Annotated in this window: 19 protein-coding genes and 2 tRNA genes; 20 read left to right on the forward strand and 1 reads right to left on the reverse strand. The window is 47.4% G+C overall.

Translation table 11 applies throughout. The features are described 5' to 3' along the window. Window positions 1–83 precede the first annotated feature (83 nt). The 16 genes from BUA56_RS11095 to BUA56_RS11170 all read left to right on the forward strand — a co-directional run bounded on the left by BUA56_RS11095 (window position 84) and on the right by BUA56_RS11170 (window position 14966). Window positions 84–1430, forward strand: coding sequence for a CCA tRNA nucleotidyltransferase (locus BUA56_RS11095; RefSeq protein WP_072851671.1), 1347 nt, complete (start codon window positions 84–86; stop codon window positions 1428–1430). 126 nt (window positions 1431–1556) lie between these two features. After that, entirely contained in the window at window positions 1557–2543 is a 987-nt protein-coding gene (locus BUA56_RS11100) for a protein kinase family protein (RefSeq protein WP_072851673.1), read from the forward strand. A 59-nt stretch (window positions 2544–2602) separates the two neighbouring features. Further along, on the forward strand, window positions 2603–4336 hold the full coding sequence (locus BUA56_RS11105) for a phospho-sugar mutase (protein ID WP_072851675.1): 1734 nt from the start codon (window positions 2603–2605) through the stop codon (window positions 4334–4336). A 14-nt stretch (window positions 4337–4350) separates the two neighbouring features. Then, window positions 4351–4776: a MazG family protein gene (locus BUA56_RS11110; protein WP_072851677.1), complete on the forward strand. Its 426-nt coding sequence runs from the start codon at window positions 4351–4353 to the stop codon at window positions 4774–4776. A 173-nt stretch (window positions 4777–4949) separates the two neighbouring features. Beyond that, on the forward strand, window positions 4950–5228 hold the full coding sequence (locus BUA56_RS11115) for an HU family DNA-binding protein (RefSeq protein WP_072851679.1): 279 nt from the start codon (window positions 4950–4952) through the stop codon (window positions 5226–5228). Between the two features lie 99 nt (window positions 5229–5327). Continuing rightward, complete coding sequence (locus tag BUA56_RS11120; protein WP_072851681.1) at window positions 5328–5567, forward strand: RNA-binding S4 domain-containing protein; 240 nt, start codon at window positions 5328–5330, stop codon at window positions 5565–5567. Between the two features lie 37 nt (window positions 5568–5604). After that, window positions 5605–5928, forward strand: a complete 324-nt coding sequence (yabP, locus tag BUA56_RS11125; protein WP_423241194.1) for a sporulation protein YabP — start codon at window positions 5605–5607, stop codon at window positions 5926–5928. A gap of 6 nt (window positions 5929–5934) precedes the next feature. Further along, on the forward strand, window positions 5935–6453 hold the full coding sequence (gene yabQ, locus BUA56_RS11130) for a spore cortex biosynthesis protein YabQ (RefSeq protein ID WP_072851683.1): 519 nt from the start codon (window positions 5935–5937) through the stop codon (window positions 6451–6453). Continuing rightward, entirely contained in the window at window positions 6446–6703 is a 258-nt protein-coding gene (locus tag BUA56_RS11135) for a septum formation initiator family protein (protein ID WP_072851685.1), read from the forward strand. Before yabQ ends, BUA56_RS11135 begins: the two co-directional genes overlap by 8 nt. Window positions 6704–6835: 132 nt before the next feature. Continuing rightward, window positions 6836–8323 (forward strand): SpoIIE family protein phosphatase, encoded by a 1488-nt coding sequence (locus BUA56_RS11140; protein WP_072851687.1) that lies wholly within the window; start codon window positions 6836–6838, stop codon window positions 8321–8323. 10 nt (window positions 8324–8333) lie between these two features. Then, entirely contained in the window at window positions 8334–9683 is a 1350-nt protein-coding gene (tilS, locus tag BUA56_RS11145; protein WP_072851689.1) for a tRNA lysidine(34) synthetase TilS, read from the forward strand. Next, window positions 9676–10197 carry a hypoxanthine phosphoribosyltransferase gene (gene hpt / locus BUA56_RS11150; protein ID WP_072851691.1) on the forward strand — a complete coding sequence of 174 codons (522 nt, stop codon included), beginning with the start codon at window positions 9676–9678 and terminating at the stop codon, window positions 10195–10197. Before tilS ends, hpt begins: the two co-directional genes overlap by 8 nt. Window positions 10198–10215: 18 nt before the next feature. Continuing rightward, window positions 10216–12042 carry an ATP-dependent zinc metalloprotease FtsH gene (gene ftsH, locus BUA56_RS11155; protein ID WP_072851693.1) on the forward strand — a complete coding sequence of 609 codons (1827 nt, stop codon included), beginning with the start codon at window positions 10216–10218 and terminating at the stop codon, window positions 12040–12042. Window positions 12043–12377: 335 nt separating this feature from the next. Then, complete coding sequence (locus BUA56_RS11160) at window positions 12378–14495, forward strand: glycoside hydrolase family 13 protein (protein WP_103711101.1); 2118 nt, start codon at window positions 12378–12380, stop codon at window positions 14493–14495. 109 nt (window positions 14496–14604) lie between these two features. Continuing rightward, window positions 14605–14686: transfer RNA gene (locus BUA56_RS11165), tRNA-Tyr, on the forward strand. A 196-nt stretch (window positions 14687–14882) separates the two neighbouring features. Further along, window positions 14883–14966: transfer RNA gene (locus BUA56_RS11170), tRNA-Leu, on the forward strand. Window positions 14967–15186: 220 nt separating this feature from the next. Here BUA56_RS11170 and BUA56_RS11175 read toward each other — a convergent pair. Continuing rightward, a complete protein-coding gene (locus BUA56_RS11175) occupies window positions 15187–16278 on the reverse strand; it encodes a response regulator (RefSeq protein WP_072851697.1) in 1092 nt (363 codons plus the stop codon). A gap of 100 nt (window positions 16279–16378) precedes the next feature. Here BUA56_RS11175 and BUA56_RS11180 point away from each other — a divergent pair, with 100 nt between their 5' ends. The 4 genes from BUA56_RS11180 (at window position 16379) to urtB (ending at window position 22281) form a co-directional block, all read left to right on the forward strand. Continuing rightward, on the forward strand, window positions 16379–18847 hold the full coding sequence (locus tag BUA56_RS11180) for an ATP-binding protein (RefSeq protein ID WP_072851699.1): 2469 nt from the start codon (window positions 16379–16381) through the stop codon (window positions 18845–18847). Between the two features lie 14 nt (window positions 18848–18861). Further along, complete coding sequence (locus tag BUA56_RS11185; protein WP_072851701.1) at window positions 18862–19854, forward strand: response regulator transcription factor; 993 nt, start codon at window positions 18862–18864, stop codon at window positions 19852–19854. Between the two features lie 217 nt (window positions 19855–20071). After that, window positions 20072–21340, forward strand: a complete 1269-nt coding sequence (urtA, locus tag BUA56_RS11190; protein WP_072851703.1) for an urea ABC transporter substrate-binding protein — start codon at window positions 20072–20074, stop codon at window positions 21338–21340. A gap of 32 nt (window positions 21341–21372) precedes the next feature. Continuing rightward, window positions 21373–22281: an urea ABC transporter permease subunit UrtB gene (gene urtB, locus BUA56_RS11195; protein ID WP_072851705.1), complete on the forward strand. Its 909-nt coding sequence runs from the start codon at window positions 21373–21375 to the stop codon at window positions 22279–22281. Window positions 22282–22296 lie beyond the last annotated feature (15 nt).

The raw sequence follows: 22296 nt of genomic DNA on the forward strand, positions 1-22296 counted from the left end.
CACATGTGTGGGAATCAGCTATTTTCAATGGAAGCAGAGATTGAAAATAGCTGTTTCCTTGTTTTTCATAAGGAGGTGAATGAATGCAGATAGAGATGCCCAGGAAGGTTGAATCTATCATCGAAACACTCAGCAGCTGCGGATACGAGGCGTATGCCGTGGGAGGGTGTGTGCGGGATACGATTTTGGGTAGAATTCCGGATGACTGGGATATCACTACGTCGGCCAGGCCTGAGGAAGTTAAAAAAATATTTGGAAGAACGGTAGACACAGGGCTGGTACACGGCACTGTGACAGTTATGATCGGAAAAGAAGGCTTTGAGGTGACAACCTATCGGATTGACGGAGCGTACGAAGACAACAGGCATCCCCTGGAAGTGACTTTTACTCCCAGTCTGAAAGAAGATTTAAAGCGCCGTGATTTTACCATAAATGCTATGGCTTATAATCACCGGGACGGGCTGATCGATATCTTTGACGGGATGGGAGATTTGGAAAAGAAGAGAATCCGCTGTGTGGGGGAACCTTTGGAACGGTTTCAGGAAGATGCTCTGCGTATGCTGAGGGCCGTCAGGTTTTCTGCCCAGCTGGGGTTTTCTATAGAGTCCCGGACAAGAGAAGGGGTTAAACTTCTGGCGCCGAACTTGAAGGCAATCAGCGCGGAGCGAATACAGACGGAGCTGGTAAAGCTCATTGTATCAGATCATCCGGAAATGCTGGGGGAGGCCTTTTCCACAGGGATGACAAAGCAGTTTTTACCGGAATTCGACAGTATGATGGGAACCGATCAGAACAATCCTCACCACAAGTATTCGGTGGGAGAGCATGTGCTCAAGTCAATGGAGTATGTGGAAAACAATAAAGTATTAAGGCTTACCATGCTTCTTCATGATGTGGGAAAGCCCCTGGTAAAAACAACCGATGAGGAAGGGATCGATCATTTTAAGACCCATAACGCAGTGGGAGAAAAACTCGCCGGAGAGATCCTCCGCCGTCTGAAATTCGATAATGATACCATTGCAAAAGTAAGCAGGCTGGTGAAATGGCACGATTACTGGGTACAGCCCAAATATCGTGCAGTGCGCAGGGCTGTGAACAAAGTCGGGGAGGAACTATACCCATACCTATTAAAAGTGCAGAGGGCAGACGCTTTGGCCCAAAGCAATTATCAGCAGGAAGAAAAGCTGAGACGTCTGGATGAAGTAGAAGAGATGTACCGGCATATAATAGAAGAAAAACAATGCGTATCCCTGAAGGATCTGGCAGTGTCAGGCAGGGATCTGATACAGTGCGGTATGAAGCCGGGAAGGGCAATTGGGGAAGAACTGAACCGGCTCCTTGAACTGGTGTTGGAGGAACCGGAGAAGAATGATAGAGACTTCCTTCTTCAGGTAATGAAGGAAGACCTAAAAAGGGACAGGTCAAACTGAATATGGGACACCCTGAAGTCAAAAGGGGACGTGTTCTTTGTAGAAGGAACACGTCCCCTTTTGGCATTTTTGTGCTCCGGGGTTCATAAAATAAAAAGGACGCAAAATAAAGGGGGATGAACATAAGTGTATGACCGTGGGTTAAGTATATTGGAGCAGTATGATTTAACAGCGACTAATACATACCGGGGGAGAGGATCCCTCATCTGTAATACCCAGCAGGGACTTGTGCTGATCAAGGAATTCCAGGGGTCTGCGAAAAAGCTGGTGCAGCAGGAAGTTCTGCAGAGACAGCTGGAGGCAGGCGAATTGCTGATTGACACTGTGTACGCAAATCAGGAAGGGCAGCTGGTGTCCTTTGATAAGGATAATATCCCATATTATCTCAGGCGCTGGTATGAGGGCAGGGAATGTGATACAAAGGCGAAAGAGGATATACTGAGGAGCATTAAAGCTCTGGCTAGTTTACATAAAATTATGCACATGCCTGTGGAGGAGAATTATGTAAAGGAATCCCTGCTTCAGGAATACGGGAGACATAATGCTGAATTGAGAAAGATCCAGAAGTTTATCCGCAGCAAACGCCAGAAGAACAGGTTTGAACTCCGCTATCTGGAAAGCGTGGGATGGTATCTGGCTCAGGGGGAAGAAGTGATCCGCCAGCTGATTGCGTCTGATTATGATACCCTTAGGAAGGATGCGATGTCCAGAGGGGATATCTGCCACGGGGAATTTAACCAGCATAACGTACTGTTCGTGAATCAGAAAATTGCAGTAACGAATTTTGACAAGTGGAATTACGACATCCAGACAGCAGATCTCTACCAGTTTATGAGAAAAATTCTGGAGAAGCATAACTGGGATAAGGAACTGGGAAAACAAATGCTGGAGGAATACAATAAGGAAAGGCCGCTGTCCGGCATGGAGCTTGATAATCTGAGACTGCGGTTTGCATATCCTGAAAAATTCTGGAAGCTGGCCAATTATTATTACAATCACAAGAAGGCCTGGGTCTCCCAAAAAAGCGAGGAAAAACTGGATACGCTTATCGCTCAGAAGGGGGTTTGGCTGGGGTTTTTAGAGGAAATGTGCAAAATGCGGGGAAAAAACTAGGCATTATTACCTGAATCTGCTATAATAGAAAAAACATTATTGCAGGGAGGTACAAGAATATGGACTACAAAAAATTGTATGAAGAATGGCTGGATAATCCGTATTTCGATGATAAAACGAAAGCAGAATTGAAAGCAATTGCTGAAGATGAAAATGAAATTAAAGAACGTTTTTATATGGATCTGGAGTTCGGTACCGCAGGGCTTCGCGGGGTAATTGGTGCTGGTACAAACCGCATGAATATCTATGTGGTGAGGAAGACCACACAGGGGCTGGCAAACTATATTGAATCTGTGGGGGCGAAAGGAAAAGGCGTAGCGATTGCTCATGATTCCCGCCGCATGTCCCCGGAGTTTGCAAAAGAAGCTGCCCTTTGCCTTGCTGCCAATGGAATTAAGGCTTATATTTTTGAATCCCTGCGGCCGACTCCGGAGCTTTCTTATGCAGTGCGCAAACTGGGGTGTGTAGCCGGTATCAATATTACAGCCAGCCATAACCCTCCGGAATATAACGGGTACAAAGTATACTGGGAGGACGGCGCGCAGATTACGCCTCCCCATGACGCCGGAATTATGGGCGAAGTGAAAAAAGTTACGGATTACAATAATGTAAAGACCATGGATGAAAAGGATGCCATAGAAGCAGGTGTTTATGAGGTGATCGGCAAAGAGATAGACGATGCCTACATGGAGGAGCTGAAGAGCCAGGTACTGCATATGGATGCCATTTCACAGATGGCCGGGGAACTTAAGATAGTGTACAGCCCTCTGCACGGAACCGGAAACATTCCTGTGAGACGGGTGTTAAAGGAACTGGGCTTTGACAATGTATATGTGGTAAAAGAGCAGGAACTCCCGGACGGAGAATTCCCAACGGTGAGCTATCCCAATCCGGAGGCTGAGGAAGCTTTTGAACTGGGGTTAAAGCTGGCAAAGGAAATGGATGCCGATATTGTTCTGGCCACTGACCCTGATGCAGACCGCCTGGGCGTGCGGGTAAAGGACAGCAGGACCGGAGAATATCACACACTTACAGGAAACATGTCCGGCTGCCTGTTGGCGGAATATGAGATTGGCCAAAAGAAGGAGCTCCAGGGCCTGCCTGAGGACGGTGCACTGATAAAGACAATAGTTACCACTAATATGGCCAATGCAATTGCCAGACACTATGATATCCGTTTAATTGAGGTTCTGACCGGATTCAAATATATCGGCCAGCAGATTCTGGGCTTTGAGAAAAATAAAAGAGGAACGTATCTGTTCGGTTTTGAGGAGAGCTACGGCTGCCTTATCGGTACCTATGCCAGAGATAAGGATGCAATTGTGGCTTCCATGGCTCTTTGTGAGGCTGCGGCTTACTATAAGACACAGGGCAAAACCCTCTGGGATGCCATGATAGATATGTATGAGAAATATGGATATTACAAGGATGACATCCAGTCTGTCACTTTAAAGGGAATTGAAGGACTGGCTAAGATCCAGTCCATTCTGGATACGCTGAGGAAGGAGCCGCCTACAGAGATCGGAGGATATCAGGTTGTATCAGCAAGAGATTACAAGAGAGATACCATCACAGATCTGGAAACAGGGGAAGTTACCCCTACCGGCCTTCCAAGCTCTAATGTTCTCTACTATGACCTCACAGATGATGCATGGGTATGCGTAAGGCCCTCCGGAACTGAGCCAAAGGTTAAGTTCTATTATGGAATCAAGGGAACCTCACTGTCCGATGCGGACGAAAAATCACAGGCTCTTGGAAAAGCCGTACTGGAAATGGTTGACAAAATGCTGTAGGAGACAAGCCTTTTATGGATAAAAGATATTCATTCACAGAGTTCAGAGAAATCATCCGCAGACTGCGGGCTCCTGACGGCTGTCCCTGGGACAGGGAGCAGACCCATGAGAGTCTGATTCCGTGTATGCTGGAAGAGGCACAGGAGGCAGTGGACGGGATTCGTCTGCTGGAGGAGACAAAGGATGCGGACAACCTCTGCGAAGAACTTGGGGATGTGCTGCTGCAGGTGATGATGCACAGCCAGATCGCGGAGGAGGAGGGACTGTTTACCATTGATGACGTAATACAGGGAATCAGTGAGAAGATGATCCGCCGCCACCCTCATGTCTTTGGCCGGGGCACAGCCAATTCCTCTGCCGAGGTGCTTCAGACCTGGGAAGAGATAAAAAAGAGAGAGAAAGAGGAAAAAGCCCGGAAAAACGCGGAAAAAAAGCTGTGAAAGAGCCGCTAAAATGCCTAAAAAACTTGACAAACACAGGGAAAGAGGTTATAACTATCAATAGAGTTATTAGAACTTCACGCTTGTTTTTGGGGCGTAGCCACTGATGCAGAGTAAGCATTGGGATATGGCATCGAAATTTATTGTAGACAAATCAATAGGAGGAAATACTCATGAACAAAACTGAATTGGTAGCGGCTATCGCTGAAAAAACTGAATTATCCAAGAAAGACGCAGAGGCGGCATTAAAAGCGTTCGTAGATGTTGTTTCTGATGAATTAAAAAAAGGTGAAAAGGTTCAATTAGTAGGTTTTGGTACTTTTGAAGTATCAGAGAGAGCTGCCAGGGAAGGAAGAAATCCTCAGACAGGAAAAACCATGAAGATCGAAGCTTCCAAATCTCCTAAGTTCAAAGCAGGAAAAGCATTAAAAGACTTAGTTAATGAAAAATAAGTATTGAGTGAATAAGGGGACTGATTCGTCAGTCCCTTTTTATATACCCCGGGGCAGGTGGGAACAGGCCCGAACACGGAAAAGAAAGGAAGAGCAGACATGAGATTGGATAAATTTTTAAAAGTTTCCCGGTTGATTAAAAGGCGTACCGTTGCCAACGAAGCATGCGATGCCGGACGCGTCCTGGTAAACGGCAAACCCGCCAAGGCATCCACAAAGGTTAAGCCTGGAGATATTCTGGAGATCCAGTTTGGCAGCAATGTTGTAAAAGCGGAGATTCTGGAGGTAAAAGAGACCGTTAAAAAGGAAGATGCGGATAAAATGTTCCGCTATCTCTAGAGATATACAGTACTAATACAGCCCATTCCCCCATATAATGATGGAAGAAAGTATAGATGGAGGAAGCTGTATTGTGGATGAGAAGCAACCGACGATGCTCCATGGTTTCATACTAAAAAACCGCCAGACAGGCAATGTTACAGGCGTCAGGGATGTAGTATCCTTCGATATGAATGAGATTTTATTAGATACACAGCAGGGAATGCTGACGATCAAGGGGAAGGACCTCCATGTCACAAGACTGAATCTGGAAAAGCAGGAGGTAGACCTGGAGGGGACCATAGACAGTCTGACCTATACTGAGGGAGGAATCCACGGCCAGAAAGCAGGGGAGAATCTGCTGAAACGGCTGTTCAAATAAGCGCCTATGAGCGAGTATATGAATCAGGAGCTTATTCTATTTGCCAGCTCTGTCTGGGCAGGAGTGCTGATGGTGGCAGCTTATGATGTGCTGCGGATTTTTCGAAGAGTCTGCGCTCATCCTGCCCTGTGGATCAGCATAGAAGACATTCTGTACTGGACAGCCGGCGGTGTTTTTTTGTTTTCCAGAATGTATGAGGAAAATGACGGTGTCATACGCCTGTACGCCCTTGCAGGCATTCTTCTGGGAGTTATTTTATATCATTACAGTGTCAGCGAATTATTAGTAAAATACATATCATTTTTTTTAAATAAAATAAAAGGTTTCCTTAAAATACCTCTGAAATTGACAGCACGATGGATAAAAAGGTTGAAATTTCCACTGTCACGAGGTAAAATTTTAGTATTGAACTATTTGTCAGCAAGGAAAGTCAGGAAGAAAAATGATGAGAGAACGGACAAAAAAAAGAATGCAGTCAAAAAAGAAAAAAAGAAGAGGCGTTCGAAACCGGATCGCCATGATTAGTATAACCTTTGTCGTGTGTGTTCTTCTTGGAGCACTCCTCTACGAAGGCGCGGCTCTGAAAAAGAAGGTTGCCGGCAACGAGGCGAGAAAGGTGGCGATTTCTGAAGAAATAAAGAAGGAAGAAGAGCGTACAAAAGAGATAGAAGAGACAAAAGAATACATGCAGTCAGATGAATACGCGGAAAAAGTCGCGAGAGATAAACTGGGATTGGTTAAGAACAATGAGATTGTATTCAAAGAGGAAAAGTAGCCGGCTCAGTAAATACCATATTTTGTCTAAAAGTTTTTAAGCACAGAGTAGTGTTTTTGACAAAGATTAAAGGAAAAAACATCTATAATACACCTTTGATAGCGAATGCTAATTCAGGGGAGGTAATCATAGATGCAGGAATGGATTATTGCCATGCTCGTAATCAGCGCGCTACTGATTATCCGGGACATGGCAAAAACTATTTTTTCAGGAATGAAAAAAAGTGCGGCAACCATTGTATATGACCAGCATCCACAGAAAGAGAAAATGGAACGATATGCAACCTCTTTTCAGCGTTTAGCTAATAGTTTTTACGGTATGCCTTACCGGAAAGATTATCTGAGCAATGGAGAAATAGAAGAACTGATTGGAGAAGTGGAACAGAATTTCTGCCAGAAATGTCATCTGCACCATGTGTGCTGGCAAAAGCAGTATCTGCAGACCCAGCAGAGAATATACAATCTTCTGAGAATCATGGAAGAGGGAGATGAGGAAAAAATCAGACGGGGGAAGGTAGAGCTCATGGGTATTTGTGTGAATCAGGGAAAGCTTGGGGACGAGCTGTACCGGATGATATCCAGGGAGCGGCAGAACCTGGTCTGGAGCAACAAACTAATCGAAAACCGCTTGGCGGTGGCGGAACAGCTCAGTGAGATGGCGCGGATCATGCAGATTATGTCCAGAGATATGTTTGAGGTGACCGATGTACTGCCGGAATTCAAGGATGATCTGGAGCGGAGGCTGAAGAAAAAAAATATTGTGCTGAAAAGTATCTGGATGCTGGAGCTTCCGGATGGAAAACAGCAGTATTTTATGCGGCTTCGAAGCAGGGGAGGCCAGTGCATCCCGGTGAATGAGGCAGCGGCACAGCTCTCAAAGGAATGCGGATGTTCTATGGTAGCGCGCAAGGACAGCCGATCGCTGATCAACGGGGAATTTACTACATACAGTTTTGTGGAGGACGTTAATTTCAAGGTGCTGTATGGTGCGGCCAAGATAACCAAGGATAAAGAGAGCGTATCCGGAGACAATTATATGTGTACCATGGAGGACACCGGCCAGTTTTTTATGTGCCTTTCGGATGGCATGGGTTCCGGTCTGGAGGCCTGCCAGGAGAGTGAGATGGTAGTGGACCTTCTGGAGGAGTTTGTAGATGCGGGATTCACAGGAGAGACGGCTGCAAAAATGGTAAACTCAGCCCTGGTTCTTCAGGGAAAAAATGGACATTTCTCTACGGTTGACATCTGTGTGATGGATTTGTATTCTGGTATGGGGCACTTCCTCAAAGCCGGAGCGGCAACAACATTTATCAAACGGAACAACTGGGTAGAGGCAATCTCATCCACCAGCCTGGGACTGGGTCTGGTGCAGCAGATTGACTTTGAAACTACCACAAAGAAGTTATACGACGGGGATTTTTTGATTATGGTGACCGATGGGGTGCTGGACGCGCTGCCCCTGGACCGCCAGGAAGAAGTAATGAAAGAAATTATACTGCAGACCCGGGGAAATGCCCCCAAAGAATTGGGGCGGGGGATTCTCGAACGGGTGCTGGGATATAGTGAATACCGGGCAGTGGACGATATGACCGTATTGGTGGCCGGTATCTGGAAAAAGTAGGAGACAAAGGATGGAAAATAAGGTATTTGCTTATATAAGGCAATATCATATGATAGAGGATGGAGACCGCATTGTGGCAGGGGTCTCCGGCGGGGCAGATTCGGTATGCCTTCTTGCGCTTTTAAAAGAATATCAGAAACAGACAGACTTCGCGCTTGGCGTGGTCCATGTGAATCACCAGATTCGCGGAGAAGAGGCAAGAAGAGATGCGGATTATGTAGACAGGCTCTGCAGGCTGTGGAAGATTCCCTGCAGAGAGTACTCTTATCCGGTGGAGCAAATGGCAAAGGAAGGGCATATGACCCTGGAGGAAGCAGGGAGAAAGGCCCGCTATGATGCGTTTCAGAGATTTATGGAGGAGTGGAATGGAGATAAGGTGGCTTTGGCACATCATCAGAACGATGTGGCTGAGACCTTTCTTTATCATTTGGCCAGAGGCAGTGGGATTCGGGGCCTGTGCGGGATACGACCTGTGCGGGAGCGGATTATCCGGCCTCTTCTTGGCGTGGAGAGAAAAGAAATTGAGAATTATCTGGAGCAGAAAGGCATAAAGTATCTTACAGACAGTACCAATCTGTGTGTGGATTATACAAGAAACAAGATACGGCATCAGGTTTTGCCGGTACTGGTTCATGATATTAACGAGCAGACAATTTCACATATTGCCCGGACAGCCGGGATGCTTTTGGAAGCAGATAACTTTCTGGATGAGCTGGCAGGGAAACTGAAAGAGGAATATGTAAGGGAAGAAAAGGGAAGAATTAGAGTCAGCAAAGAACTTTTTCAGGAAAAAGAGATCCTTCAGCAATATGTGCTTCGAAGAACACTGGGAGAGCTGGCGGGGGGATTAAAGGACATAGGTGCAGATCATATCAGGAGCCTCATGGACCTTGCAAAAGGCGGTTCGGGAAAACTGGTTTCTCTCCCCGGAAGAATCCAGGGAGAAATGGAATACCAGGCCCTTTGGCTGGCAAAGAGGAAAAAGGGAGAGGCAGAGCTGCCGGAGACGCCCCGGCCGGCCTGGAGCTGGAGAAGGTTTTCCTACGAAAATCAGCCAATTCCGGAAAAAAAGTATACGAAATGGTTTGATTATGATAAAATAGAAGATAGTCTAAACGTACGGACGCGCAGACCAGGGGATTATCTCGTGATCAATGCCTCCGGCGGAAGGAAAAAAATAAAGGATTACCTGATTGACTGCAAGGTGCCCCGCAGAGAAAGAGAGGAGCTTCTTCTGCTTGCGGACGGCTCACATATTCTGTGGGTTGTGGGTTACCGGATCAGTGAATACTATAAAGTTACCCAAGAGACAAAAACGGTTTTAGAAGTACGGGTAGAAGGAGGAAATCAACATGAGTGAAAAGGTTCATGTGCTGCTCAGCGAGGAGGAAGTAGAGAAAAGGATACGGGAGATCGGGGAGCAGATCAGCAGGGACTATGAGGGCAGAAGCGTGCATTTAATCTGCGTGCTGAAAGGCGGCGTATTTTTCACCTGTGAACTGGCAAAGAGGCTCAAAATACCGGTCAGCCTGGACTTTATGTCTGTGTCCAGCTACGGTGACGACACGAAATCCAGCGGGGTTGTGAGAATTGTAAAAGATCTCGATGAGCCGCTGGAGGGCAAGGATGTATTAATTGTGGAGGACATTATTGACTCCGGAAGAACGCTGAGCTATCTGATGGAGGTTCTGCGCCAGAGAGGACCAAAAAGCCTGAAGCTCTGTACACTCCTGGATAAGCCGGAGCGCAGAGTGCGGGACGTGCAGGTGGATTATGTGTGTTTCAATATCCCGGACGAGTTCGTTGTTGGATACGGCCTGGATTATGCACAAAAATACAGAAATCTTCCATATATAGGTGTGGTAGAACTTTAGGGAAAAGGAGAGCAGGAAGTGAATAAGCAAACAAGAGGGTTAGGATTCTATCTGGTCCTTGGAGTTCTGATTATCGGGGCCTGGTGGTTCATTACCAATCAGGTGACAACAAATAATTCTTATACGTATCAGGATTTTGTGAAAGATGTAGACAGCCAAAATGTAACAAAAGTAGCCATTCATCCCAACAATGCAGTGCCCACAGGACAGGTAGTGCTGGAATTAAAGGGAGGAGAACAGAGACAATTTTATGTAAGCGACGTGGTAAAGGTAGAGGAATATCTGGAAGGGTCCTATATTGTGCCGACCCTGTACGATGTTCCGGGAGATAATGTGTTCATGTCATCTATTCTGCCCCTGCTGCTGACCGGAGGTCTGGTAATCTTTATGATTATGATGATGAACCGACAGATGTCAGGGGGCGGCAGCAACGCCAAAATGATGAACTTTGGTAAAAGCCGTGCCAAGATGTCCGTGGATGCAGAGAAAAAAGTTACCTTTGCCAACGTGGCAGGACTTCAGGAAGAAAAAGAGGACTTAGTCGAGATCGTAGATTTCCTTAAGAATCCACAGAAGTATACTAAAGTAGGTGCAAGGATTCCAAAAGGGGTTCTTCTGGTTGGACCTCCGGGTACAGGCAAGACACTCCTTGCAAAGGCAGTAGCGGGAGAGGCGGGAGTTCCGTTTTTCAGTATCTCGGGATCTGACTTTGTAGAGATGTTTGTGGGTGTGGGCGCTTCCCGTGTGAGAGATTTATTCGAGGAAGGAAAGAAGAATGCCCCATGTATTATTTTTATAGATGAGATTGATGCAGTGGCCAGACGCAGGGGAACAGGAATGGGCGGCGGCCATGACGAGAGAGAACAGACGCTCAATCAGCTGCTTGTGGAAATGGACGGCTTTGGGGTGAATGAGGGAATTATTGTAATGTCAGCCACAAACCGTGTGGATATTCTGGATCCCGCCATCTTGAGGCCGGGACGATTTGACCGGAAGGTTGGAGTGGGAAAACCGGATATAAAAGGCAGAGAAGAGATTCTTCATGTCCACGCCAAAGGAAAGCCTCTGGGAGACGATGTAAATCTGAAAGAGATTGCACAGACCACGGCAGGGTTTACCGGAGCGGATCTGGAAAACCTGATAAATGAAGCGGCTATTTTGGCGGCAAAAAAGGAACGTGCCTACATTGTCCAGGCGGATCTGAAAGAATCCTTTGTAAAGGTAGGAATCGGATCTGAAAAGAAGAGCCGGATTATTTCTGAAAAAGAGAAGCGGATTACAGCATACCACGAGGCTGGGCATGCTATATTGTTCCACCTTCTGCCTGATGTGGGGCCTGTCCATACCATCTCAATCATTCCCACAGGAATGGGGGCTGCAGGATATACGATGCCTCTTCCGGAAAAGGATGAGATGTTTAACACCAAGAATCAGATGCTGCAGCATATTGTTGTAGATCTGGGAGGACGTGTGGCAGAGGAGCTGGTATTTAAGGATGTGACTACAGGGGCTTCCCAGGATATTAAACAGGCAACAAAACTGGCGCGGGCTATGGTAACCAAGTACGGTATGTCCGAAAAAGTGGGACTTATCAATTATGGGGAAGACGATGAAGAAGTCTTTATCGGCAGAGATCTGGCCCATACCAGAGGCTACGGAGAAAATGTAGCTACTACTATTGATAGCGAAGTGAAGCGTATTATTGATGAAGCTTACGAGAAAGCAAAAACATTAATTCAGAGTCATGAGGATGTTCTTCATAAATGCGTGGATTTATTATTGGAAAAAGAAAAAATCGGAAGAGAAGAGTTTGAAGCGCTGTTTGAAGAGAAGGCTATGGCTTAGAAGGTTTTTTACCGATAGAAAAGGGTTTTTGTATAATTTTTTGGCAGGAGGCGGAAGAAGGAAATGGGGCTGCAGAAAAAACGCCCAAAAATGAACTGAAATATCAGTGAAGATTGTGCACACTTTTCCCTTGCCACTTGCTATAATAATAACTGTAAAAACCCCCCAATACATTATATAGTTTTTGCTACACCCCATAAGAAGAAATACCTTCTCCAAAAAAGACAGCGTTCGGTAGCTGTCTTTTTTACGTTTAAAAATAGTTGTATTGGAGGATGTCAGCGTATAAAATAAAAAGAGGCATTTCCATCATTGAATAAAGGGGACGGAATATGATGCAACATGGAAATTATCAGGAAGTTCGTAAGATTCAGCAGTATGTATCAAATATGCGGCCGATGTTTAACAAGGCTGCTTTATATAGCGACAGAACACAGAACTACAGAGAACCCTATGAGCCGGATCCGGGGGATACGGTAACGATCCGCTTCAGAACCCTGGAGAATAATGTGGATGGAGTCTACATTGTCCGGGGGGAAGAGAAAACACTTATGGACTATGCGTATACAGAGTGCGGGTTTGATTTTTATGAGACAAAGATACAGGTAGAGGAAGATCCGGTCTACTATTATTTTGAAATAACCTCAGGCAGGATCCGCTGCTATTTCGGAGAGCAGGGATTGGCAAAGGAACAGCCCATTTACACCCAGTTTTCCATTGTCCCGGGTTTTCATACTCCACAGTGGGCAAAAGGGGCGGTGATGTATCAAATCTATGTGGATCGCTTCTGCAACGGGGATCCTTCCAATGATGTGGAGACGGGAGAGTACTTCTACATCGGTGCCAAAAGCCAGAAGGTACTGGACTGGTACGAAACGCCACAGCCCATGGACATTCACAGGTTTTACGGCGGGGACATTCAGGGTATTTGGGATAAACTGGATTACCTCCAGGAACTGGGGGTGGATGTCCTGTATCTGAATCCCATATTTGTCTCCCCGTCTAATCATAAGTACGATTGTCAGGACTATGACTATATCGATCCGCACTATGGAAAAATTGTGGAAGACGGAGGCGAACTGCTGGCAGACTGGGATCGGGCTAATGCCCATGCCGGCAAATATATCAAAAGGGTCACAGACAAAAAAAACCTGGAGGCCAGCAACCAGTTTTTTGCGGAGTTTGTGGAGGAAGTGCACCGGAGAGGAATGCGCATTATCCTGGACGGGGTCTTCAATCACTGCGGATCCTTCAATAAATGGCTGGACAGAGAACGGATCTACGAGTACGCGGAAGGCTATGAAAAGGGGGCCTATGTGGATGCATTCAGCCCATACAGAAGCTTTTTCCATTTTTACAATGAAAATGCATGGCCTTACAATGACTCTTATGACGGCTGGTGGGGGCACGATACCCTCCCGAAACTGAATTATGAGCAATCGGGTAAGCTTTATGAATACATTATGGAGGTTGCCAGGAAATGGGTATCCCCTCCTTATAATGTGGACGGCTGGCGGCTGGATGTTGCAGCGGATCTGGGACACAGCAACGAATACAACCACAGATTCTGGAAGGACTTCCGAAAAAATGTGAAGGAAGCCAATCCCGACGCTATTATTCTGGCAGAGCATTACGGGGAGGCAAGAGAGTGGCTTCGAGGAGATGAGTGGGATACCATCATGAATTATGACGCCTTCATGGAACCCATTACCTGGTTTTTGACAGGGATGGAGAAGCACAGCGATGAGTATAACGGAGGCCTTTATGGTAACAGCGACGCGTTTAAGAATGCCATGACATACCATTTATCCAGAATGACAGAGCCCACCCTGGAGGTGGCAATGAATGAATTATCCAATCATGATCACTCCAGGTTTCTTACCCGGACCAACAAAAAAGTGGGAAGAGTTGCGCAGCTGGGTCCCCGGGCAGCGGAGGAGGGGGTAAGCAAGGCTGTATTCAGAGAGGCGATTGTCATGCAGATGACCTGGCCAGGGGCGCCCACGATCTACTACGGTGATGAGGTGGGACTCTGTGGATTTACAGATCCGGACAACAGAAGAACGTACCCCTGGGGACGAGAAGATATGGAGCTGCTGGAATTCTATAAAGGTATGATTCAGATACACAAAGGCAGTGAGTCTCTGCTGCACGGCTCCTTAAAATATCTTCATAACGATTATCAGAGACTTACCTACGGAAGATTTACCAGGCATTACAAGATGGTAATCAGTGTCAATAACAGGCAGGAATCAGCCTTCCTCACCATTCCCGTATGGCAGCTGGGGGCTGACAGATCCGGTGTGGATATCTACGAGCGGATGGCTCTTACCACCTCAGAGGGGTATACCTTTGACAAAACTGTGTACCAGAGCAAGAACGGTTTGCTTGAGATAGAACTGCCTCCGGTATCCGCGGTTGTACTCCGGAAAATACCGTCAAATAAAAGCTGAATTCCTCGGGAAAACAGAGGAAAAGTACTTGCATTCTCAAATGGATTGTGGTAAAATCGGATCTTGTCAGAAGCAATAACCATTGGTTTTCTTTGGAAAACCAATGTATGGATGGATTCCCGAGTGGCCAAAGGGGGCAGACTGTAAATCTGTTGGCAACGCCTTCGAAGGTTCGAATCCTTCTCCATCCACTGGATTGTTTATCCACTGCCGCAGTGGCGGAACTGGCAGACGCACAGGACTTAAAATCCAATAGGTCAGTTCCACATTTCAGGCGTAGAAACGCATAAAATTAAAGATTTTATAATTTCATATGGGGTAGATATGTTTACATCCCTCCAAAACATCCTTCCAAATTCCAGGGTGTTTCCAGGGTGTTTCATATATGCCGGTGTGGCGGAATAGGCAGACGCAAAGGACTTAAAATCCTTCGGGAGCAATCCCGTACCGGTTCAAGTCCGGTCACCGGCAGTATATATAAAGGCTTAAACATTTAGTTTATGCCTTTTTTGGGAAATAGGGCTCTATATGTTTGACTACGTTGTGAGAGATCCAATCAGACTGTACGGAATGGTCTAAGGAAGACTGATATTTGCTATAATAATTAGCCAAGTACTGGATAGAAGAAAGCAAAGGGGCTTGAGGATGATTCCTTGAGTCTCTTTTTTTGTAGAATGAACTGTGTTAGTTCTTATCGGGAAGTCTGGAAAAAAAGGGAAACAGTGGTTCCGCAATTTAACTTTGATTCAATGGAAACTGAGCCGCCATGCCGTTCCATAATACGCTTTACGATCACCAGCCCCACACCGCTTCCCTCAAATTCTTCCGCCCTATGAAGACGCTCAAATATATGAAACAGCTTACCGGAGGCTGTCATATCAAAACCCACACCGTTGTCCTGTATTTTTATAAGCAGCACATCAGCCTGACAGGAGGCGGTGACACAAATCCGCGCGTCATCCCGGATGCGGGTGAACTTGATGGCATTCCCCAGGATGTTTTGAAATAACAAGGTAAAAAGCGTGGGATCACCGGACAGCTGCGGTAAGGGCTGTGTGCCCAGCTCAAGCGTGATGTGGCGGTCCGGTTCCAGAGCGGTAAGTTCAGCAAAGATATTTTGAATGAGAGCCGCTGTATCAATGGGTTCCGGGCAGCAGGGGAGTGTGACCATTTCGGAAAATTCCAGCAGGCGGCTGATCATGGCCTCTGTTGTCTCGCACTTGTGTTCCAGCCTCTTTAAAATTATCTGTGTGTCTTCTGTGGAGGGGGCCCCTGCAGGTATTAACTCTTCCTGGAGGAGCTGAGTGAGCTGTCTCATGACTTGAAGCGGAGATTTTAAGTCGTGGGATACGGTGTGGCAGAACTGGTCCAGCTCTCTATAAGCGGATTTTAATTCTTTGGATTGTGTGACAATGCGAACATGGGCGCCCACGCGGGCTAACAGCTCAGATTTGTGGCAGGGTTTTATGATATAGTCCTGGGCGCCCAGGGCGAATCCTCTTTCCAGGCTTTTCCGGTCCTGGGAAATGGTCATGAAGATTACCGCAGTATCCTGAAAGCAGGGATTGGAGCGAATTTTTTGGCAGAGGGAGAACCCGTCTATATCGTTCATATGGATGTCCAGGAGGATAAGATCCGGCAGTTCCCGCTCCAATAAGGAGAGGGCAGCTTTCCCGCTGGAAGCGACCAGCACCTCATAGCCGTGCTCTGCCAAAATGGAGCCGGTTATGTGGATCTGCTCCGGGGAATCATCGACAATCAGTATGACAGCGGGCTGTTTCATGTAAAAGACCTCCTTTGGATGCTGGGAATAAAAAACGGTTGTATTTGGGCTTTATTTTACTACACGATAATTCATTATTCAAGAAAAGGGTGGATGGAAAATGAAGGCGTACAAAATAAGCCAGAAAAAACTGAATTGTATATGGGTGCCGCTGATGGTTTTCATGATCTTTTTCATGGCCGTAGGGACCTGGAATCTGAAGAAGGCGGCATCCGTACAGCAGGATATCCAGGAGCGGCGCCTTTTGTGCGGGGAGCTGTGCGATGATCTGGAAGCGGCTGCTGATTATTTGTCTGAGCAGGCGAGAAATTACGTAATAACCGGGAATCCGGATTGTCTTAAGGGGCATTGGGAGGAGGTCCATACCGGGAAGCGCAGGGAAGAAGCTTTTGTGAAGCTGGAAAGGGTGGGGATATCAGAAGAGCGAGTCCGGCTATTGAGATCTGCAAAAAATTATTCAGACTTGCTGATTTATTTAGAAACCCGTGCGATGTGCCTTGCGTCAGATGCCTCTGCCTTAACAGAGACCGCACTGTCTCCGGAGGTGGAAGGATACATACTGAATACCGTTGAAAAATCTATGAGTCCTGAGGAGAGACATATGGCTGCAGTAGAGCTTTTGTTCGGGAAAGAATATCTATCTGAGAAAGAAGTGATCGGACAGTACACCAGACAATTTCTGAGACAGGCGGAAGAGGAATTGGATGGAGATTTGGAGCGGGCAGATAAAGGTGTTTCCCGGGCATTAACACTGCAATGGTCTCTACAAGCCGCAGCTGTTGTGGTATTCCTGCTCATGATACTCTCCTATTATCGGCTTGTGATCCGTCCGGTCATGCGTTACCATAGCTGTCTGGGCGAAAAAGACAGGGAGCCTCTGGTACCATTCGGGATTCGGGAAATCCACAAACTTGGGGAGTCCGTCAATCAGGCGCTGAAGGCAAAAGATGACTTTCTTGCGTCAGTGAGCCATGAAATCCGGACACCTTTAAACTCCGTGATTGGATACGAAACTCTACTGGAGCAGACCAGGCTTGACCGGGCACAGAAGGAGTATGTGTCCTGTATGAAGTATGCCTCCCGGCATCTTATGGAAATGGTAAGCCATCTTTTGGATTATGCCAGGCTGAAAAATACCGGGCAGAGGCTTATTTGCAAAGAGTGGACGTCAGAAAGTCTTCTGCTATATCTGGAGCACGGCTTTGGGCATCTGGCAGCAGAGAAGAAACTGGAATTTATGCTCCGGACAGAAGGAAATATCCCGCCTGTCCTCATAGGGGACGAGGGTAAGGTTCGTCAAATTGCCGCCAATCTGGTTTCCAATGCAGTCAAGTTTACAGAGAAAGGCAGTGTCGAAGTCACGCTGTCCTGGAAAAGGAAGCCGGATGATACCAAAGAGGGGAGTCTGTTTCTGGTTGTGAAGGACACCGGACCCGGGATCCGATCCAGGGATTTGGAACGGATTTTTGAACCTTTTGAACAGGCAGGTGATGCAGGGACCGGGCAGTATGGGGGAACCGGACTGGGGCTTCCCATAAGCCGCAGCCTGGCAGGCCTGATGGGCGGCAGGGTAAGAGCGGACAGTACAGGGACGGGCAGTACCTTTACCGCAGAACTGCCCTTACAAGAAGGGACAGGCGGGAGAAAGGGGGCCGTTCCTGTCCCGGCAGGCAGACATGTCCTCCTGGTGGAGGACAATCAGGTGAATCAGACTATGCAGACCCGGCTGCTGTATTCTTTGGGGCTGTCTGTGGTGGCGGCTTCCCATGGGGAAGAAGCAGTAGCGTTATATAAAAAGGGAACCTATGATTTGATCCTTATGGACCTGCGTATGCCTGTTATGGACGGCTATGAGGCGGCAGAAAAGATACGTGCCTGTGAGAAGGAGAAAGGGATTCATACCCACATCATTGCCCTGACCGCAGATGGAGAGGAAATGGTAAGGGAGAAAGTGAAAAAAGCCGGGATGGATGACATACTGGTGAAGCCGATAACCCTTGATGCACTAAAGGAGGCAGCCGGTAAATTTGTGGATTTGGGAAAGACAGCAGAGGAAGAGACAGAGAAAGTAAAGCAAGAACTGCTCCACATCTACTGTCTGGAACATGCGGAGGATTTCCATACCCTTGCAGATGATATTGAAGAGGGAAAATCGAAAGAGGCTGCGGAGCTGCTCCATAAGCTGAAAGGAGCATCGGCAGCCGTGGGGGCGGAAGATATCCATGCAGCGTGCTGTACCATGGAAGACCGCCTGAAAAATTCCGGAACACAGGGACTGATAAATATGGCCCGGGAGATGGAGAGAAAATTTGCGGCATGGAAACAGATTGATCAGAAGATGCAGGGGGAGTACGGTACTGTTAAACAAATATATGCAGAAAAAGATACGGCCGAGCAGATAAAAAAATGGAGACAGCTCGCAGCCAGGGGAGAATTTAAAGCCCTGGAACAATGGAAAGAGAACCGTCCTGCTTTTGCCGCTTATCTGGGATGGAGGAAAACCGAAGCAGTGGAGACGGCTCTGAATCGATACGATTATCAGAATGCACTGGAGCTTTTGGATGAGTGATAGGGGGAATGGCCATGTATCAAATTCTGTTTGTGGAAGACGATGAGGATATCCTGTTCCTGATATCCCGGTATAAACTCTGGAGACAGGGGCAGTACCGGATCGCCGGGACTGCCGCCAACGGAAGGGAGGCGCTGGATAAACTGGCAGCTGCTCATTATGACCTTTTGATCACGGATATTCGTATGCCTGTCATGGACGGGCTGGAGTTGTGCCGCAGAGTCCGGGAATTGGGATACCGGACCATAGTTATCCTGGCCAGCACCTATCACGACTTTGCGTATGCAAAGGAGGGGATGCGTCTGGGGGCTGTGGAATACATAGAAAAACCCTTTAGCGAAGAAAAACTGGAAGAGGCCCTGGAACTGGCCGGGCGTTTCCTGGGTGGGAATACGCTGGAGGATGAAATCTATGACCGTCTGATGCACCAGAACCATACTGCGCAGCAAATGGCCGGGTATTTAACCGGACAGCTGCAGGCTGTGTTCCCGGATAATCCGCTTATGGACCGGCAAGAAGCAGCGGCCGTCCTGCAGGGGGTTTACGCAAAACTGGTAAAGCGGGCGCCCTGGCTGGAGCTAATGGGCGGTGTGGACATCTACATCGGGGAAAATATACCAGAGGACACCAGCAGGGTATTACAGGAATATTTGAATATCGTGAACCGGTATCAGCTAAGGGAACCGGATCCGGTGGTACAGAAGATGGTGACCATTCTAAAACATAACATATGCCGTCCCCGGCTGTTGGATTACCTGTCAGAGCAGATGGAGCTCAGTAAGGATTATATGGGGAAACGGTTCCGAAGCATAGTCGGAATCACCATTTCCGAGTATTGCACACGCCTCAAAATGGAACAGGCAAAGGCGATGCTGACAGGGACCACGAAGAAAGTTTACGAAATAAGCAGAGAGCTGGGATATACCACCGTGGACTATTTTACCGGGTTATTTAAAAGCTATACGGGAGTTACACCAACCACGTATCGGAACAGTAAAACAGGATAAAAACGGAATTCTTGGGTATAAAACCGGATTACTATGGTTTATTATTTTTTCCATATCCATTATGATTATTATATATTCAATTAGAAAAACCGGTGGACAAAGCTGTCATATCCCATTGTGGGAAATGGCGGCTTTCCTTTTTGTATAGATACAGAGGGGAAACCATCCTGAGGACAAGACAGTCAGGTTTTTCAACTTATTTGAGGAGGATGACATTATGAAAAAACGTACATTTGGAGCCATTGTATTATCTGCAGTGCTGGCAGCATCCCTGGCAGGCTGCAGCGGCGGTGCTATGACAGAGATTACAGACAAGGAAACAAATAAGACAGAGACGGCAAGCGGCAGCGAGGAGGATTCCAAAGATTCCATTAAGGTAGGTATCCTGCATTCCCTGAGCGGGACGATGGCCATCAGTGAGACCTCTGTCAGAGATGCGGAGCTGCTGGCAATCAAGGAGATCAACGTAGCCGGCGGGGTCTTAGGAAAGCAGCTCGAGCCGGTTGTGGAGGACGGTGCATCGGATAATGCCACATTTAAGGAGAAAGCAGAGAAGCTGCTCCTCAATGACAAGGTTGCCACGGTATTTGGCTGCTGGACTTCAGCCAGCCGCAAGGCAGTCCTGCCAACTTTTGAAAGCAACAACGGACTGCTCTGGTATCCGGTCCAGTATGAAGGGATGGAGGCTTCCAAAAACATTTTCTATGTAGGAGCGGCGCCTAATCAGCAGATCGTACCTGCGATTGAATATATGAATGAGAATTACGGAAAAAAGGTGTTCCTTCTGGGTTCTGATTATGTATTTCCACGTACTGCCAATTCCATTGTGAAGAAGCAGGCAGAAGATCTGGGAATGGAGGTAGTTGGCGAGGAATATACACCCATGGGACATACGGACTATACCACCATCATCAGCAAGATCCAGGATGTAAAGCCGGATTTCGTATTTAATACACTAAATGGAGATTCCAATGTGGCATTTTTCAAACAGTATAAAGATGCGGGGCTTACCCCGGATGAGATCCAGACCCTGTCTGTTTCCATCGCGGAGGAGGAGGCCGCAGGCATCGGCGCATCTTACCTGGAAGGACATCTGGTAGCCTGGAATTATTATCAGACGACGGATACCCCGGAGAATAAAAAATTCGTGGAAGCCTATAAAGCAGAATATGGAGAGGAGCGGGTGACGGACGATCCCATTGAGGCAGGTTATGATGCCGTTTACCTGTGGGCAGCAGCAGTAGAAAAGGCGGGTACAACGGATGTGGATCAGGTACGGGAAGCCGCAGGCGGAATTGAATTCAAGGCTCCGGAAGGCACCATAACCATAGACGGAGAGAACCAGCATATGTATAAACCGGTGAGAATCGGAATGGTGAATGGAGAAGGACTGATTGATGAGGTATGGAGCACAGATGGTCCGGTGAAGCCAGACCCGTATCTGGAAAGCTATGAGTGGGCCAAGGGCTTATCCAACGTCCAGTAATTGAAAGAGAAAATTGAGAGGAGGTATCTGGTATGGAATTATTCCTGATGCAGTTGTTCAATGGTATAAGTGTCAGCTCCATCCTTCTGATGGCCGCCCTTGGCCTTGCAGTAACCTTTGGACTGATGGGCGTTATAAATATGGCCCACGGGGAATTCCTTATGGTTGGAGCCTATACGGCATACATAGTACAGAAATTGTTCATTGCGTATCTGCCGGCCGGTGTATTTGATGCATACTGCATTGTGGCAATCCTGTTGTCCTTTCTGGTGGCAGCAGTTCTGGGATTTATCCTGGAGCGTCTGGTGATCCGCAGGCTTTATGGGAGGGCGGCGGACAGCCTGCTGGTCACCTGGGGAATCAGCCTGATTCTCCAGCAGGCAGCCAGAAGTATTTTCGGCTCCCCAAATGTGGGAGTGAAGGCACCGTCGTTTTTGGAGAAAAGTCTAAGGATTCACGGCATGCTGTCTCTTCCCTATAAGAGGATCTTTATCCTTATCCTTGCCGTATTCTGCCTTTTCGGCGTGTATTGGCTGATGTACCGGACCAGACAGGGAAGGAACATCCGGGCAGTCATGCAGAACCGGGATATGGCAGCGGCATTAGGTGTCAACACCGGACGGATTGACTCGGCGACCTTTGCCATCGGATCCGGGCTGGCCGGACTTGCGGGGTGTGCCCTCACCTGGATCGGTGCCATAGGCCCTACACTTGGCACGAATTACATCGTAGATACCTTTATGACCGTTGTGGTAGGCGGGGCAGGAAGTCTGCTGGGTTCTGTCTTCGGAGCCGGATTTATCGGGATCGGAGGCACAGCCTTTGAATTCTTCACCACAGCCTCCATAGGCAAGGTGCTTATCTTCTTATGTGTCATTCTGCTTCTCCAGTTTCGGCCAAAGGGAATTTTCGCAGTGAAAAATAGGGCGCTTGAGGACTGATTTGTAAAAAAGGAG

The sequence above is a fragment of the Lactonifactor longoviformis DSM 17459 genome, from assembly GCF_900129135.1.
GTDB classification, from domain to species: Bacteria; Bacillota; Clostridia; order Lachnospirales; family Lachnospiraceae; genus Lactonifactor; species Lactonifactor longoviformis.

Bases quoted from the DNA above. Each gene is read 5' to 3' on its own strand.
- urtA (WP_072851703.1), top strand. From the start codon at position 20,072: ATGAAAAAACGTACATTTGGAGCCATTGTATTATCTGCAGTGCTGGCA.
- hpt (WP_072851691.1), top strand. From the start codon at position 9,676: ATGAGTGAAAAGGTTCATGTGCTGCTCAGCGAGGAGGAAGTAGAGAAA.
- BUA56_RS11180 (WP_072851699.1), top strand. From the start codon at position 16,379: ATGAAGGCGTACAAAATAAGCCAGAAAAAACTGAATTGTATATGGGTG.
- BUA56_RS11110 (WP_072851677.1), top strand. From the start codon at position 4,351: ATGGATAAAAGATATTCATTCACAGAGTTCAGAGAAATCATCCGCAGA.
- BUA56_RS11115 (WP_072851679.1), top strand. From the start codon at position 4,950: ATGAACAAAACTGAATTGGTAGCGGCTATCGCTGAAAAAACTGAATTA.
- BUA56_RS11175 (WP_072851697.1), bottom strand. From the start codon at position 16,278: ATGAAACAGCCCGCTGTCATACTGATTGTCGATGATTCCCCGGAGCAG.
- tilS (WP_072851689.1), top strand. From the start codon at position 8,334: ATGGAAAATAAGGTATTTGCTTATATAAGGCAATATCATATGATAGAG.
- yabP (WP_423241194.1), top strand. From the start codon at position 5,605: ATGATGGAAGAAAGTATAGATGGAGGAAGCTGTATTGTGGATGAGAAG.
- urtB (WP_072851705.1), top strand. From the start codon at position 21,373: ATGGAATTATTCCTGATGCAGTTGTTCAATGGTATAAGTGTCAGCTCC.
- BUA56_RS11095 (WP_072851671.1), top strand. From the start codon at position 84: ATGCAGATAGAGATGCCCAGGAAGGTTGAATCTATCATCGAAACACTC.
- BUA56_RS11135 (WP_072851685.1), top strand. From the start codon at position 6,446: ATGATTAGTATAACCTTTGTCGTGTGTGTTCTTCTTGGAGCACTCCTC.
- BUA56_RS11185 (WP_072851701.1), top strand. From the start codon at position 18,862: ATGTATCAAATTCTGTTTGTGGAAGACGATGAGGATATCCTGTTCCTG.
- yabQ (WP_072851683.1), top strand. From the start codon at position 5,935: ATGAGCGAGTATATGAATCAGGAGCTTATTCTATTTGCCAGCTCTGTC.
- BUA56_RS11140 (WP_072851687.1), top strand. From the start codon at position 6,836: ATGCAGGAATGGATTATTGCCATGCTCGTAATCAGCGCGCTACTGATT.
- BUA56_RS11160 (WP_103711101.1), top strand. From the start codon at position 12,378: ATGCAACATGGAAATTATCAGGAAGTTCGTAAGATTCAGCAGTATGTA.
- BUA56_RS11120 (WP_072851681.1), top strand. From the start codon at position 5,328: ATGAGATTGGATAAATTTTTAAAAGTTTCCCGGTTGATTAAAAGGCGT.
- BUA56_RS11105 (WP_072851675.1), top strand. From the start codon at position 2,603: ATGGACTACAAAAAATTGTATGAAGAATGGCTGGATAATCCGTATTTC.